12 protein-coding genes are annotated in these 13,342 nt (G+C 75.4%); 5 read left to right on the forward strand and 7 right to left on the reverse strand.

Annotated features, from left to right (window positions below):
• Nucleotides 1–38: 38 nt before the first annotated feature.
• Nucleotides 39–2,735: a cation-translocating P-type ATPase gene (locus ACILRH_RS16615; protein ID WP_395695132.1), complete on the reverse strand. Its 2,697-nt coding sequence runs from the start codon at nt 2,733–2,735 to the stop codon at nt 39–41.
• A 105-nt stretch (nt 2,736–2,840) separates the two neighbouring features.
• Here ACILRH_RS16615 and ACILRH_RS16620 point away from each other — a divergent pair, with 105 nt between their 5' ends.
• The 3 genes from ACILRH_RS16620 to ACILRH_RS16630 all read left to right on the forward strand — a co-directional run bounded on the left by ACILRH_RS16620 (nt 2,841) and on the right by ACILRH_RS16630 (nt 6,491).
• Nucleotides 2,841–3,401, forward strand: a complete 561-nt coding sequence (locus ACILRH_RS16620; RefSeq protein ID WP_395695134.1) for a hypothetical protein — start codon at nt 2,841–2,843, stop codon at nt 3,399–3,401.
• Between the two features lie 86 nt (nt 3,402–3,487).
• The gene (locus tag ACILRH_RS16625; protein WP_395695136.1) at nt 3,488–3,721 is read left to right on the forward strand and encodes a DUF1918 domain-containing protein; all 234 of its coding nucleotides are present in this window, start codon (nt 3,488–3,490) and stop codon (nt 3,719–3,721) included.
• Between the two features lie 97 nt (nt 3,722–3,818).
• Nucleotides 3,819–6,491, forward strand: a complete 2,673-nt coding sequence (locus ACILRH_RS16630) for a GNAT family N-acetyltransferase (RefSeq protein WP_395695137.1) — start codon at nt 3,819–3,821, stop codon at nt 6,489–6,491.
• Here ACILRH_RS16630 and ACILRH_RS16635 read toward each other — a convergent pair.
• The 5 genes from ACILRH_RS16635 to ACILRH_RS16655 all read right to left on the reverse strand — a co-directional run bounded on the left by ACILRH_RS16635 (nt 6,416) and on the right by ACILRH_RS16655 (nt 11,285).
• The gene (locus tag ACILRH_RS16635) at nt 6,416–8,101 is read right to left on the reverse strand and encodes an NAD(P)-binding protein (protein ID WP_395695139.1); all 1,686 of its coding nucleotides are present in this window, start codon (nt 8,099–8,101) and stop codon (nt 6,416–6,418) included. The genes ACILRH_RS16630 and ACILRH_RS16635 overlap by 76 nt on opposite strands.
• Nucleotide 8,102: 1 nt before the next feature.
• Entirely contained in the window at nt 8,103–9,098 is a 996-nt protein-coding gene (locus tag ACILRH_RS16640) for a thiamine pyrophosphate-dependent enzyme (protein ID WP_395695141.1), read from the reverse strand.
• Nucleotides 9,099–9,105: 7 nt separating this feature from the next.
• A complete protein-coding gene (locus ACILRH_RS16645) occupies nt 9,106–10,287 on the reverse strand; it encodes a transketolase C-terminal domain-containing protein (protein WP_395695143.1) in 1,182 nt (393 codons plus the stop codon).
• Nucleotides 10,280–10,873: a 2-oxoacid:acceptor oxidoreductase family protein gene (locus tag ACILRH_RS16650; protein WP_395695145.1), complete on the reverse strand. Its 594-nt coding sequence runs from the start codon at nt 10,871–10,873 to the stop codon at nt 10,280–10,282. Before ACILRH_RS16650 ends, ACILRH_RS16645 begins: the two co-directional genes overlap by 8 nt.
• An 82-nt stretch (nt 10,874–10,955) precedes the next feature.
• Complete coding sequence (locus ACILRH_RS16655; protein ID WP_395695147.1) at nt 10,956–11,285, reverse strand: DUF1876 domain-containing protein; 330 nt, start codon at nt 11,283–11,285, stop codon at nt 10,956–10,958.
• A 174-nt stretch (nt 11,286–11,459) separates the two neighbouring features.
• Between ACILRH_RS16655 and ACILRH_RS16660 the strand changes: the two genes are divergently transcribed.
• Nucleotides 11,460–12,068 (forward strand): 2-oxo acid dehydrogenase subunit E2, encoded by a 609-nt coding sequence (locus tag ACILRH_RS16660; protein ID WP_395695149.1) that lies wholly within the window; start codon nt 11,460–11,462, stop codon nt 12,066–12,068.
• Nucleotides 12,049–12,243 (forward strand): DUF1918 domain-containing protein, encoded by a 195-nt coding sequence (locus ACILRH_RS16665; RefSeq protein ID WP_395695151.1) that lies wholly within the window; start codon nt 12,049–12,051, stop codon nt 12,241–12,243. Before ACILRH_RS16660 ends, ACILRH_RS16665 begins: the two co-directional genes overlap by 20 nt.
• Before the next feature lie 24 nt (nt 12,244–12,267).
• Here ACILRH_RS16665 and ACILRH_RS16670 read toward each other — a convergent pair whose 3' ends face one another.
• Nucleotides 12,268–13,245, reverse strand: coding sequence for an Acg family FMN-binding oxidoreductase (locus ACILRH_RS16670; RefSeq protein WP_395695153.1), 978 nt, complete (start codon nt 13,243–13,245; stop codon nt 12,268–12,270).
• Between the last annotated feature and the right edge of the window lie 97 nt (nt 13,246–13,342).

The raw sequence follows: 13,342 nt of genomic DNA on the forward strand, positions 1-13,342 counted from the left end.
GCTGGACTGAGGGCTGGACTGAGGGTGGGGCAGGCGGGTCAGGCGCGCGCGGCCCGACGGCGGCCGACCAGCCGGAACAGCTCGTCGACGCCCCACACGACGACCGGGAAGCAGGCGAGGACGAGGAGCTCGGCCAGCCGCAGCGCCCGCGTGCCGAGCACCATCTGGGCGAACGGGACATAGACGACGAGTGCGGTGAGGACCAGCTCGAAGGCGATGCCGGCCAGCAGCAGCCGGTTGCTGAGCACCCCGACCGAGAAGAGCGAGACGTGGTCGGTGCGGGCCGCGAGCGCCGTGCCGATCTGGCAGGCGACGATCCCGGCGAAGGTCATCGTCGTCGCCCGGAGGTAGGCGTGGTGGTAGGGGCTGCCGACGCCGGTCGGGTCACCGGGGCGCCACCCCGACGACCACAGCACCCAGCAGAACCCCGCGACGACCAGCGCGGCGGAGGTCAGGCCGAGCACCGCCCAGGCGCGCAGCAGCATCCGCCCGGTGATGATGCCCTCGCTGCGCGGACGCGGTGGGCGGTCCATCAGCCCCGGCTCGGCGGCCTCCCGGCCCAGCGCCAGGGCGGGCAGCGTCTCGGTGCCGAGGTCGATCATCAGGATCTGCACGACGGTCAGGCCGAGCGGCACCGCGCCGCCGGAGAGCGCGAACAGCAGGAACGGGACGATCTCCGGCACCGCGTGGGCGAAGATGTAGAGGATGAACTTGCGGACGTTGTCGTAGACCCGCCGTCCCGCCTGGATCGCCACGATGATCGTGGCGAAGTTGTCGTCGGTGAGCACCATGGTCGCCGCCTCGCGGGCGACGTCGGTGCCGCCGCGGCCCATCGCGACCCCGATGTCGGCGCGCCGCAGTGCGGGGGCGTCGTTCACCCCGTCCCCGGTCATGGCGACCACGTGTCCGGCCGCCTGCAGACGCTCGGCGATCCGCAGCTTGTCCTCGGGCGAGCTGCGCGCGAAGACGATCTCGCTGTCGTCGTCGAGCAGGTCGCCCAGCCGCTCGTCGTCCATCGCCTCGAGCTCGGTGCCGGCGACCACGACCGGCCGCCCGGGGCCGCCGATGCCGGCCGACCCCGCGATCGCCGCCGCGGTGGGGCCGCTGTCGCCGGTGATGACGTGCACCGTGATCCCGGCGCCGTGCGCCTGCGCCACGGCGTCCGGGACGGCGTCGCGCAGCGGGTCGGAGAGCGCGACGAAGCCGAGCAGGACCAGGTCGCGCTCCACCTCGGCGCGGTCCGGCGGACCGCCGCCCGGGGGCGGGACCTCGCGGTGGCCGCAGGCGATCAGCCGCAGCCCCCGCCCGGCCAGGTCGCCCAGGCGCGCCGTGAGCGCCGCGCGGGCGTGCGGCGTCAGCGGCGTACGGCCGCCGTCGGGCAGCAGCACGGCGGTCGACCGGGCGAGCACGGCCTCGGGTGCCCCCTTGGTCAGCACCAGGTCGCTGTCGGCGGTGTCGGGCACGATCACCGACATCAGCCGCAGCCGCGGGTCGAAGTGGTACGTCGCGTCGCGCCGCTCCACCGGCGCCCGGGCGGCGCTGCCGGCCGCCTCGTGGAGCCGTGCGGCGGCCTCCAGCAGCGCGAGCTCGGTGGGGTCGCCGATGCCGGTGGACAGGTCGGCGGTGGTGCACGAGGTGAGCACCCGGGCGAGGGCGGCGCGCACGGGCGGGTCGGGGGAGTGGCGCCCGGTGGCGTCCCAGGTGCTGTGCAGCTGCATCCGGTTCTGCGTGAGCGTCCCGGTCTTGTCGGTGCAGATGACGTCGGTGGAGCCGAGCGTCTCCACCGCGCTGAGGCGCTTGACCAGGCCACCGCACCGGGCCAGGTCCGCCACCCCGACCGCGAGGGCGAGCGTGATGGTGGGCAGCAGGCCCTCCGGCACGTTGGCGACGAGCAGGCCGATGGCGAAGATGGCCGCCTCGGCGATGCTGAGGCCGGCGAGCATGCCGAGCGGCAGGAACGCGAGGCCCACGCCGACGGCGACCGCGGCGATCAGCCACGCGACCCGGCGTACCTGGAGCTCCAGCGGGCTCGGCTCCTGCTCGGTGCGTCCGCTCAGGCCCGCGATCCGGCCCAGCTCGGTCCGCATCCCGGTCGCGACGACGACCGCGACCGCCTCCCCGGACGTGCAGGTCGTCCCGGACAGGAGCACGTCCCAGGCATCAACGACCCTCGTCGCGGCCGGGTGGTCGGCGTCGGCGCTGCGGACGACGGGCACCGACTCACCGGTGACCGCCGACAGGTCGACCTCCACCGCGCCGGAGAGCACCTTGGCGTCGGCGCAGACCGCGTCCCCCTCCTCGACCACGAGGACGTCGCCGGGCACGATCGTGCGAGCCTCCACCCGGACCCGCTGACCGTCGCGGACCACCAGGCCCTGCAGGGGCAGGTAGCTGCTGAGGGCCGCGACCGCGTGCTCGGCGTGCCGCTCCTGGACGAGCGCGAACGCGGCGTTCAGCGCGATCACCAGCACGATCGCGACCCCGAGCGTGACGGCTCCGGTCGCCAGGGACAGTGCCGCGGCCAGCCACAGCAGCAGCGCGAGCGGGTGCACCAGCTGGTGGACCAGCTGGGAGAGGAACGACGGGCCGCGCCGGGCGACGAGCTCGTTGGGACCGGCGTCGGCGAGGCGAACGGACGCCTCCTGCGTCGTGAGCCCCTCGGGGCCGGTGCGGAGCCCGTCCAGCACATCGGGCAGGCGGCGCAGCAGCAGGTCGGGTCCAGGACCGACCGTCATGACTCCACGGTGGCGCGGGCGGCCCACCCAACGTAGGGCCGAAGTCCCCCGGGGCGGGCCCGATGGTCCCTGCCGCGCCCACGCCGGGCGGAGGAGCGTGGAGGCATGAGGGCATACCGGACCGGGTGGCGCGCGCTGGTGCTCGTCCTGGCCGTGGGGGCAGGGCTCGTCGGCGTCGGCGACGTGGGCTGGCTGGCCACCGTGGGGACGTCGGTCGCGTTCGCCTGCCTGGGTGCCCTCTTCGGCTTCAGCTGGATCGAGGAGCCGGGCCACCGGCCGCGGGTCATGGCCGAGTGCGCCGTCTGGTTCGGCGTCGCCGGCCTGCTCATCGTCGGGCTGCCCCCGGTCGTCGGAGCCTGGTCGCTCCCGGTCCTGCTCGTGATCGGCGTCAGCTGCCCGCCGCTGCTCCAGCTGGGCCTGGACCAGTGGCGCAAGGCGCACCCGGTCGTCGCCACCGACCACCCGGTCGAGCTCTCCGACCGCGACCTGGTCCGCCGCTGGCGGCAGACCACCGAGGAGCTCTCGGACCGCTCCGTCCCGCCGGCGACCGCGCTGCGGCTGGTGGAGGAGCGCTCGTCGCTGCTCGACGAGCTCGAGCGGCGGGACCCGGCGAAGTTCGCCGACTGGCTCGCCCGGTCGGGCTGGCGGGAGCCGCAGGAGCGGTGACCCGACCTACGACGTCCGGGGCGGACCACGCCCCGGTGTGCAGCGAACCTGCACGAGCTGATGGAACCTGATGGAGGGGACCGACCATGTATGCGTTCAGGGGTGACCGGATCTACGTGCGGGACGGCGCCGCAGAGGTCACGCGGGACGCGGAGGTGATCGAGAACGACCACCCCGACGGTCACCCGCCGTACTGGGTCCGCTGGTCCGACTCCGGTGAGGAGGAGCTCTACGTCCCCACCGGTGACACCGTCGTCGAGCACTCCGGGCCGGTCTACCCGGCCGAGTACGACGCGCGCGGGCCGTACGTCGGGGTCTGAGCCGGGACCGCGGGCCGCGGGCCCGCGCCGACCGGCTCGGGGCACGACGGGACCAAGGCCCCTGGGAACCCTCCGGCGATCGACGGACCATGGGGACGTGACCCGGGAGCGTGCCGACGTCCTGCTCACCGACGGGACCGTGGCCTCGATCCGGCCGATCTCGGCGGAGGACGGCCCCGCCCTCACCGACCTGCACGACAGCATCGGGCCGGAGAACGTGCGGCTGAGGTTCTTCTCCTCCAGCCGGGTCGCGGGGCGCCAGTACGTCGCCCACGTGCTCGACAGCCCGGACACGCTCGCCCTCGTCGCCGAGCGCCGGGGCGAGGTCGTCGCGCTCGGCACCGCCGAGCCCGTGGGTGCGGGGACCGCGGAGATCGCGTTCCTCGTCGCCGACGAGTGCCACGGCCTGGGGATCGGCAGCCTGCTGCTCGAGCACCTGGCCGCGGCCGGCCGCGAGCACGGCGTGCGGCGCTTCACCGCCGAGGTGCTGAGCGAGAACGCCGTGATGCTCGACATCCTGCGGCACGCCGGCTTCGACGTCACCCACCGCACCGAGGCCGGCTGCGTGCTGGTCGAGATGGACACCACGGCGTCGTACGACGCCCTGCGGGCCGCCGACGAGCGCGAGGCGCTCACGGAGGCGCGGTCGCTGGCCCCGCTGCTGCGCCCGCGCTCGGTCGCGGTCGTGGGCGCCCGGCGCAGCGGGAGCGGGGTCGGGGCCGCCGTCCTGCGCTCCATCGTCTCCGGCGGCTACACCGGCACCGTGCACGTCGTGCACCCCTCCGCCGGGTCGATGCGCGGCGTCCCCGCGGTGCGCTCCCTCGCCGAGCTGCCGGTCCCGGCCGACCTGGTCGTCGTCGCCGTCCCCGCCCCGCAGGTCGTCGACGTCCTGCGCGACGCCGCGGCGGCCCAGTGCCGGGGTGCGGTCGTGATCTCCGCCGGCTTCGCCGAGGCCGGACCGGAGGGGGCCGCGCTCCAGCAGGAGGTCCTGGAGATCGCCCGGGCGAGCAGCATGCGGGTGGTGGGGCCGAACTGCCTGGGCATCCTCAACACCCATCCGGCCGTCCGGCTCGACGCGACGTTCAGCGGGTGCGTCCCGCCCGCGGGTGGCCTGACGCTCGCCTCCCAGTCCGGCGGCGTCGGCATCGTGCTCGCCGACCTCGCGCGCCAGCTCGGCCTCGGGGTCGGGATGCTGGTCTCGCTCGGCAACAAGGTCGACGTCTCGGGCAACGACCTGCTCGCCGCGTGGCGCGACGACCCGCACGTCACCGCCGCCGCCCTCTACCTGGAGTCCTTCGGCAACGCCCCGAAGTTCGCCCGGGTCGCGCGCGAGTTCAGCGAGCGCAAGCCGTTGCTCGCGGTGGTCGGAGGACGCTCCGCGGGCGGCCGCCGGGGCGGGAGCTCCCACACCGCGGCGGAGGCCTCGCCGCTGGTCGGCGTGCGCGCGCTGTTCGCCCAGGCGGGCGTGATCGCCTGCGGGTCCGCCGAGGAGCTGGCCGACTGCGCGCTGCTGCTCGGCAAGCAGCCCCGCCCGCCGGGTCGCCGGGTGGCCGTGCTCACCAACGCCGGGGGGATGGGCGTGCTCGCCGCGGACACCGCCGAGGGCGCAGGCCTCTCGGTGCCCGAGCTCTCCGCGGACCTGCGCGGCCGGCTCGCCTCCGAGGTGCCAGGCACCGTCGCGACCGGCAACCCGGTCGACGCCGGGCCGGCGGCCGGGCCGCGCACGCTTGCCATGCTCGCCGACCTGCTGCTGGGGTCCGACGAGGTCGACGTGCTGCTCGTGGTCCTGGTGGCGACCGGCCTGGGCAACGTGTCGGGCGCGGCCCAGGCGCTGCCCGAGGTCCGGCGCCGCTACCCCGACAAGCCGGTGCTCCTGGTCCCGCTCGGCGGCCTGGACATCGCCCCGTCGGCGCTCGACGGCGTGACGGCGTACCGCACCGCCGACGCGGCGGTCCGCGCCCTCGAGCGCGCCGCCTGGTACGACGAGTGGCGCCGTCAGCCGCCGCGCGAGGAGGCACCCGGCGACCCCGACCGTGCGTTCCGGGCGCGCGCCGCCGCGCACGACCTGGTCGCCGCCGGGTCCGGCGAGGGGTGGCTGGACGCGCTGGCGTCACGGGCCCTGCTCGCCGAGTACGGCCTGGGGCCGGAGGGGCGGTTCGCCGTCGGTCGGGACGCCGCGGTGGCGGCGGCCAAGGAACTCGGCTACCCGGTCGTGGTCAAGGCGGCCGGCGACGCGGTCGTGCACCGCACCGAGCACGGGCTGGTGCGCGTCGGGCTGATGACCCGCGCCGAGGTGGTGCGGGCGGTGCAGGCCTTCGAGGCCGAGGTCGGTGAGCCCGCCGAGGTGCTGGTGCAGCCGGTGCTCTCGGGCACCGAGATCGCCCTGGGCGTGGTGCGCGACCCGCGCTTCGGACCGCTGGTCATGGTCGGCGCGGGGGGTGTCGCCACCGAGCTGTGGGACGACCGCGCCTACCTGCTGCCGCCGGTCTCCCCCCGCGACGCCGCGCGCGCGGTCCGGTCGCTGCGCGTCTGGCCGCTGCTCCAGGGCTTCCGCGGGGCGCCGGCGGGCGACGTCGAGGGGCTGGAGGACCTGCTGGTGCGCCTGGGGCGGCTGGCCGACGACGTGCCCGCCGTCGCCGAGGTGGATGCCCACCGTGCGCGTGAGCGCACGATGGGCATCACGACTGCCGGATGTCAGATCTCCTCGGGCACCATGCTGATCGCGCCGGCGGGGCACTCGGAGGCGCAGACGCCGCAGCCCTTGCAGTAGTCCAGGTCGATGACGTACGGCGTGCCGGCGTCGTCGGTCTTGATCACCGCGTTGTCCGGGCACATGCCGAAGCAGTTGTCGCAGGAGAAGCAGGTGCCGCAGGACAGGCAGCGCCGCGCCTCGTAGAGCGCGGTCTCGCCGTCGAGCCCGTGCACGACCTCGTCGAAGGTCGAGGACCGCCGGGCGGCCTCGAGCTGGGTGCGGTGGGCGCGGGGGGCGTCGGTGTAGTACCAGGTGTTCAGCCGCTCGTACGCCGCCGGCTCGGCGGTCCCGGCCCCCGACGCAGCCGCGGGCTCGGCGTCCTCGCGGCGCAGCCACGCGTCGATCGACGCCGCGGCCCGGCGACCGTGGCCGATGCCCACGGTGGCCGACCGGACGGCCGGCACCATGTCGCCGCCGGCGAACAGCCCGGGCCGGCCGGTCATCAGCGTGTCGTCGACGGCGAGCACGCCGTCGACGAGCTCGAGGCCCGGCACGCCGGCGAGGAAGCCGAGGTCGGAGTCCTGACCGAGGGCGAGCACCAGCGAGTCCGCCTCGAGCCGCTCCAGCTCGCCGGTGGGCTGCGGGAACCCGGTCTCGTCGAGCTCCATCCGCTCGATGGTCAGCCCCTCGCCGTCGACCTCGGTGATCGTCGACAGCCAGCGCAGCTGCACCCCCTCGGCCTCCGCCTCGGAGACCTCGCTGGGGTGGGCGGGCATCCGCTCGCGGGTGCGCCGGTAGACCACCACGGCCTCGTCCGCGCCCAGCCGTCGGGCGGTGCGGGCCGCGTCCATGGCGGTGTTGCCGCCGCCGTACACCGCGACCCGGCGCCCGAGCAGCGGGCGCTCGCCCTCCTCGACCCCGTGCAGCAGCCGGACGGCGTCGAGCACCTTCGCCGCGGACCCGGCGGGCAGGTAGGCGCGCTTGCCGAGCTGGGCGCCGACGGCGAGGAAGACCGCGTCGTACCCCTCCTCGAGCACGGCCGCCAGGTCGGTCACGGGTGCGTCCAGCCGCAGCTCGACGCCGAGGGCCAGGATCCGGTCGATCTCGGCGTCGAGCACGTCGCGCGGCAGCCGGTAGGCCGGGATGCCGTAGCGCATCATCCCGCCGGGCCGCGCGGCCGCCTCCACGATGGTGACGCGGTGACCGAGTCGCACGAGGTGGTAGGCCGCCGACAGGCCGGCCGGTCCCGACCCCACGACCAGCACGTGCCGGCCGGTCGGCTCCGCGGTGACCTCCGGCGTCCAGCCGGCCCGGATCGCCTGGTCGCCGAGGAACCGCTCGACCGCGTTGATGCCGACCGACTCGTCGAGCGTCGCGCGGTTGCAGGCGGTCTCGCACGGGTGGTAGCAGATCCGGCCCATCACCGCCGGGAGCGGGTTGACCTCCATGATCCGCCGCCAGGCCCGCTCGTAGCCGGTGCCGTCCGGGCCGCCGTCCGGGCCGCCGTCGGGGCCGCCGTCGCCGTCCTCCGCCTCGCGCAGCCAGCCGCGGACGTCCTCGCCGGCCGGGCAGCCGACGGCGCACGGTGGCTCGAGGTCGACGTACACCGGTCGCTCGGTGCGCCAGGCCCCGGTGTGGTTCGCGCGGCTGGACCCCACGTCCAGCGTGATCGCGAAGGGGTGGTCCATCTCAGCCCTCCTCGAGCAGCCCGAACCGGGCGATGTTGCGGTCGGCGCCGGCCTGGAGCGCGGCGACGAGGTCCGGACGCGGGTGCGACCCGAACAGGTGCGCGTAGCGGCCCTGGAGCCGCAGGTACTCATCGACCGGCACCCGGTGCCGGATCGGCGTCACCGAGGTGACCTCGCCGTGCTCGGCCTCGAAGAGCGGGAACAGCCCCGACTCGGTGGCCAGGCGCGCCAGCCGCACCGTGTCGTGCGGCTCGGCCGCCCACCCGAGCGGGCAGGGCACCAGGACGTGCAGGTAGCGCGCGCCGTGCACCGACATGGCCTTGGTGACCTTGTCCTCGAGGTCGTGCAGGTCCGCGACGGTCGCGGTGGCGACGTAGGGGATCTCGTGGGCCATCGCGATGAGCGGCGCGGACTTGCCCTGCCCGAACGGGTTGCCGGGCACGCCGCCGGCGGTGGACGTGGTGGCGGTGCGGGCTGCCGGGGGAGTGGCACCCGAACGCTGCACCCCGGTGTTCATGTAGCCCTGGTTGTCGTAGCAGACGAAGAGCACGTCGTCGTTGCGCTCGAACATGCCCGACAGGCAGCCGAACCCGATGTCGACCGTGCCGCCGTCACCCGCCTGGCCGACGACCCGGGTGGCGCGGCCCCGGGCGCGCAGCCCGGCGGCCATGCCCGCGGCGACCGCGGGCGCGTTGCCGAAGAGCGAGTGCAGCCAGGGCACCTGCCACGACGACTCCGGGTAGGGCGTCGAGAAGACCTCCAGGCAGCCGGTGGCGTTCGCGGTGACCAGGTCCCCGCCCGCGGCGCGCACGGCGGCGTCGAGGACGAACCGCGCCCCCAGCGCCTCGCCGCAGCCCCGGCAGGCGCGGTGCCCGCTGGTGATCGCGTTGGTGCGGTCACCGTGGGCCGCGACCGTGCGGACCTCGAGGGGCAGCAGCCGGTTGCCGGCCGCGAACGTGCCGACCTGGTAGAGCCGGGTCTCGCGGGTGGTCGTCATCGGGTCCTCACTCCCCGCCGGCCGAGGCCAGCAGCGCGTGGTCGAGGTCGAGGAAGTGCAGCTGACCGGGGGCGAGCAGATCGGCCGCCACACCCTCGACGAGCCGGCGTACGTCGGCGCGCCGCACGGGCCGCCCGCCGAGCCCGCCCACCGCCTCGACGACGGTGACCGGCAGGTCCTGGAGGGTGTCGCGGACGTCCTGCCCGACGATGCTGCCGCGGCCGACGCTGAACGCCCGCTCGAGCACGACCACCCGGCGGGCCCCGCCGACGGCCTCCCGAAGCGCCTCGGCCGGCCACGGGCGGAAGCAGGTCACGGTGACGGCGCCGGCGGCGACGCCCTCGTCCCGCAGCTCGTCGACGACCTCGGCGGCCGCGCCGGCGACCGAGCCGATCGTGACGAGCACGGTGTCGGCGTCGTCGGTGCGGTAGCCGCGGACCAGCCCACCGCTGCGCCGCCCGAAGCGGTCGCGGAAGTCGTCGGCGACCCGGGCGACGGTGCCGAGCGCGGCGTCCATGCGCTGCTGCATCAGGTAGCGCACCTCGGTGAAGGCCTCGGGACCGACCATCGCCCCGATCGTGACCGGAGCGGCCGGGTCGAGCTCCTGCTCGGGCTCGAACGGCGGCACGAAGGCGTCGACCTCCTCCTGTTCGGGCAGGTCCACCTCCTCCACCGCGTGGGTGAGCACGAAGCCGTCCATGCAGACCATGACCGGCAAGGAGACCTCCTCGGCGACCACGAACGCCTGCAGGTGCAGGTCGGTGGCCTCCTGCACGTCGGCGGCGTAGAGCTGGATCCAGCCGGCGTCGCGCATCGCCATGGCGTCGGAGTGGTCGTTCCAGATGTTGATCGGCGCGCCGATCGCCCGGTTGGCGACGGTCATCACGATCGGGAAGCCGAGCCCGGAGGCGTTGAACACCGCCTCGGCCATGAAGAGCAGGCCCTGGCTGGCGGTCGCGGTGTAGGCGCGCGCACCCACCCCCGACGCGCCGATGCACGCCGACATCGCCGCGAACTCGGACTCCACGGTGAGGTACTCGCACGACGCCAGCTCACCGGTGCGCACCAGGTCGGAGAGTGCCTCCACGACGTGGGTCTGCGGGGAGATCGGGTAGGCCGCGATCACCTGCGGACGGCACATCGCCACGGCGCGGGCGACCGCGCGTGAGCCCTCGACCTGCTCACGCACGGCTGCCCACCGTCCCCCCGGTCCCGGTCGCGTCGTGCGCGACCGACGCATGCGCCCGCACCGCGAGCTCGACGTTCGCCTCGGCGACCCGGCCCTCGAAGCGCTCCCGGATCGCGACCAGGACGGCCTCCAGCGGGACCACCCCGGTCAGCGCGGCCAACGCGCCCAGCAGCGCGGTGTTCGGCACCGGCCGGCCCAGGACCTCCCGGGCGAGGTCGGTGGCGGCCAGTGTCACGAGCCGGTCGGGCGAGACCCGGTCACCGTCCGGGACGTCGCCGAGCTGCAGCGCGCGGGAGGTGTTGACCAGCAGGTACGTCGACCGCTGCACGCCGGCGAGCACCGGGACCCCGTGGAAGAGCGTGGGGTCCTGCACCACGATCGCCTGGGGCACCTCGATCGGCTCGTGGAAGCGGATCGGTGCGTCGTCGACTCGGCAGTAGGACGTGACCGGTGCTCCGGTGCGCTCGGAGCCGAACGTCGGGAAGGCCTGGGCGTGGAGCCCGCAGTCGAAGGCGGCCACCGAGAGCATCTCGGCGGCCGTCACGACCCCTTGGCCTCCCCGGCCGTGGAAGCGGACGTTGAACACGCCTCCACCCTCCCCGGCCCACCGGTGCCGGCGCAGGGCCGAAGGTCATGCGCTGCTCCGACGTTCGGACTCCGTCGCGGCCTCACCCGAGGTACAGGCCGGGCTCGGAGCCGGACCGGACCCGGGCCGGCTCGGGGGCGTTGGCCGAGATGTCGGCGAGCGTCGCCTCGAGCAGGTCGTGGGCCAGCCCGGACAGCGCCCGGCAGGTCGCCAGCTCGTCGCCGATCTCGGGGACGTCGCGGTCTCCCGGGCGGCAGTGGGCCTCGCCGACGTGCCGCAGCTCGGTGCCGACGTCGGTGACCAGCACCGCTTCGGCCCGGGTCGTCGTGCCCCGCTCGAAGAGGTCGATGTGCAGGTGCCAGGTCCTGGTGTGCAGTGATGCCGGCGTGGGTGCCGGCAGCGTCGTCGACATGATGGCCTCCGATCCGCGGTCCGGTGCTGCCGCCCGGGCCGTCCGGAGCACGGCGCACCGGCGTTGCCTCCGACCCTTCTCCGCGCCGGTGCCCCCCGGAACGGTCATCCGGCCCGACCGGGCGGGGACCTTGGACCGTGGGCGGCGGACCGGCGGCCGCGCGACCGTGAGGGCATGACGTCCGGACAGGTGCACGGCGACCTCGACGTCGACGCGGCGAACCTGACGACCTACGCGGCCGCCGTCGGTGCTCGCGCCGCGACGCCCGTCACCGTGACGCACCTCGTGGGGCGGGCGGTCGCGCGCGGCCTGCTGGCGGTGCCCGAGCTGCGGACCGCCGGCACCGACGTCTTCTTCGCCGACCGCGGGGTGACGGTCGAGCGGGTCGATGACAAGCCGGTGACCGAGGTCGCCCGGGAGCTGGCTGCGGCCGCCCGCGCACCGGGCACCCAGCCCGTGGGTCCTGCGGTGGTGCTGACCTCTGCCGAGGACGGCTTCACCCGGGCCTACGAGCCGCTGCCCGAGGCCGGCGGCGTCACCGTGCTGGTCGTGGTGGGCGCCGTCTCGCAGCGACCGGTCGCGATCGAGGGCCGGGTGGTGATCCGGCCGGTCCTGACGCTGACCGCGACGTTCGACCGCGACCGCGTCGACGGCCGGCGGGCCGCCGCGTTCGCCGCCGCGGTGCGGGAGTACTGCGCGCACCCGGAGGCATTCGAGCCGCCGGGAGATGCCGGGGAGCAGCCGGCAGGAGGGAGCAGGAGCGATGCACGCAGCAGTGGGTGACCGCCTGGTCGTCCGGAGCAACCACGTCGACGGCCCGGTCCGCGACGGGGAGATCATCGAGGTGCGTCACGAGGACGGCTCGCCGCCGTACGTCGTCCGCTGGTCCGACACCGGTCACGAGGCCCTGGTGTTCCCGGGGCCGGACGCGGAGGTCCAGCACTTCGAGCACCACTGACCTCCGGCCGCACGCCGACCGGGGTCAGCGCACCAGCACCTCCTCGACGGGCCGGCGGCCCGACGGGGGCAGCGGGTTGCGGGCGATCTCCTGCCAGCCGAGGCGGAGCAGCAGCTGCGGGTGGCCGTGCTCCCCGATCTCCTCGGAGAGCGCGGACCGTGTCTCGGGCACCTCGACCACCTGGCTGAGCGGCACGACGGACATCCCGGCGTCCATGGCGCCGGTCCAGAGCTTGCACAAGGCGATGCCGGTGCGCAGCCAGTCCACCGGCCCGTCGCCGGGGGTGGTGACGACGAGGAGGCCGTCGGTGGGCGCGACGGCGTCGCGCGCCGGGGCGCTCGCGGTGTCGTCGTACCGGGAGCTCACCGTCAGCCGGCGGTGCGGGACCGGCCGGTGGGTCTCGGGGACGCCCCCGTCGGGGGTGGGCTCGGCCCACCGCGCCTGCTCGGCGGCGTAGTCGGGGTCGGTGCTCTCGACGAAGAGGGCCTTGGTGACCAGGAGCCCCACCCGGACCCGGCGGCTCTGCTCCCGGACCGGGGTGATGGTCGTGCCGGCCTCGTCGACCGCGTCGACCAGCTCGGCCAGGCGGTCCTCGGGCAGCGGCCACGCCGTGAACCGCCGGCGGTCGGTGCGGCGCCGGCCGAGCAGGTCGGCCTCGTCCTGGGCCAGCGGGTCCGGGCGTCCCGGGAAGAGCCGGACCGTCGCGAGCAGGTCGGGGTCGCCGGCGTCGGGCACGAGCGTCACGTCACAGGTCAGGCCGAGGGCGCGGGCACGGACGACGGCGTGGTGGAGCGCGGCACCGCAGCTGATGGTCAGGTGCCGGCCCTCGGGGTCCGCCACCGACAGCTGTCGGTCCCGGTCGGCGCGCAGCTCCAGGCGGCCCCGGCCGGCCCGCCACCGCCACGGCTGGCTGTTGTGGATGCTGGGGGCCTGGCACGCGAACGCGACGAGGTCGCGCGCCGTGTCGGTGGACGTCGGGCTGATGTCGCTGCGCGTCGTCACGGGAGCTTCCTCCTCCTCGTCGCCGGGGGCGTCACCACCCCGGCGCGTCTGGTCGTCGGGACGCGGGTGGTGTCTACCGAGGCTGCGGGCCCGGGGC

The sequence above is a fragment of the Nocardioides sp. genome (genome assembly GCF_044226765.1).
Lineage (GTDB): Bacteria > Actinomycetota > Actinomycetes > Propionibacteriales > Nocardioidaceae > Nocardioides.

What these genes read in the sequence shown, in the direction of transcription:
- ACILRH_RS16615 (WP_395695132.1), bottom strand. Translation starts at nt 2,735, where the DNA reads ATGACGGTCGGTCCTGGACCCGACCTGCTGCTGCGCCGCCTGCCCGAT.
- ACILRH_RS16620 (WP_395695134.1), top strand. Translation starts at nt 2,841, where the DNA reads ATGAGGGCATACCGGACCGGGTGGCGCGCGCTGGTGCTCGTCCTGGCC.
- ACILRH_RS16625 (WP_395695136.1), top strand. Translation starts at nt 3,488, where the DNA reads ATGTATGCGTTCAGGGGTGACCGGATCTACGTGCGGGACGGCGCCGCA.
- ACILRH_RS16635 (WP_395695139.1), bottom strand. Translation starts at nt 8,101, where the DNA reads ATGGACCACCCCTTCGCGATCACGCTGGACGTGGGGTCCAGCCGCGCG.
- ACILRH_RS16640 (WP_395695141.1), bottom strand. Translation starts at nt 9,098, where the DNA reads ATGACGACCACCCGCGAGACCCGGCTCTACCAGGTCGGCACGTTCGCG.
- ACILRH_RS16655 (WP_395695147.1), bottom strand. Translation starts at nt 11,285, where the DNA reads ATGTCGACGACGCTGCCGGCACCCACGCCGGCATCACTGCACACCAGG.
- ACILRH_RS16660 (WP_395695149.1), top strand. Translation starts at nt 11,460, where the DNA reads ATGACGTCCGGACAGGTGCACGGCGACCTCGACGTCGACGCGGCGAAC.
- ACILRH_RS16665 (WP_395695151.1), top strand. Translation starts at nt 12,049, where the DNA reads ATGCACGCAGCAGTGGGTGACCGCCTGGTCGTCCGGAGCAACCACGTC.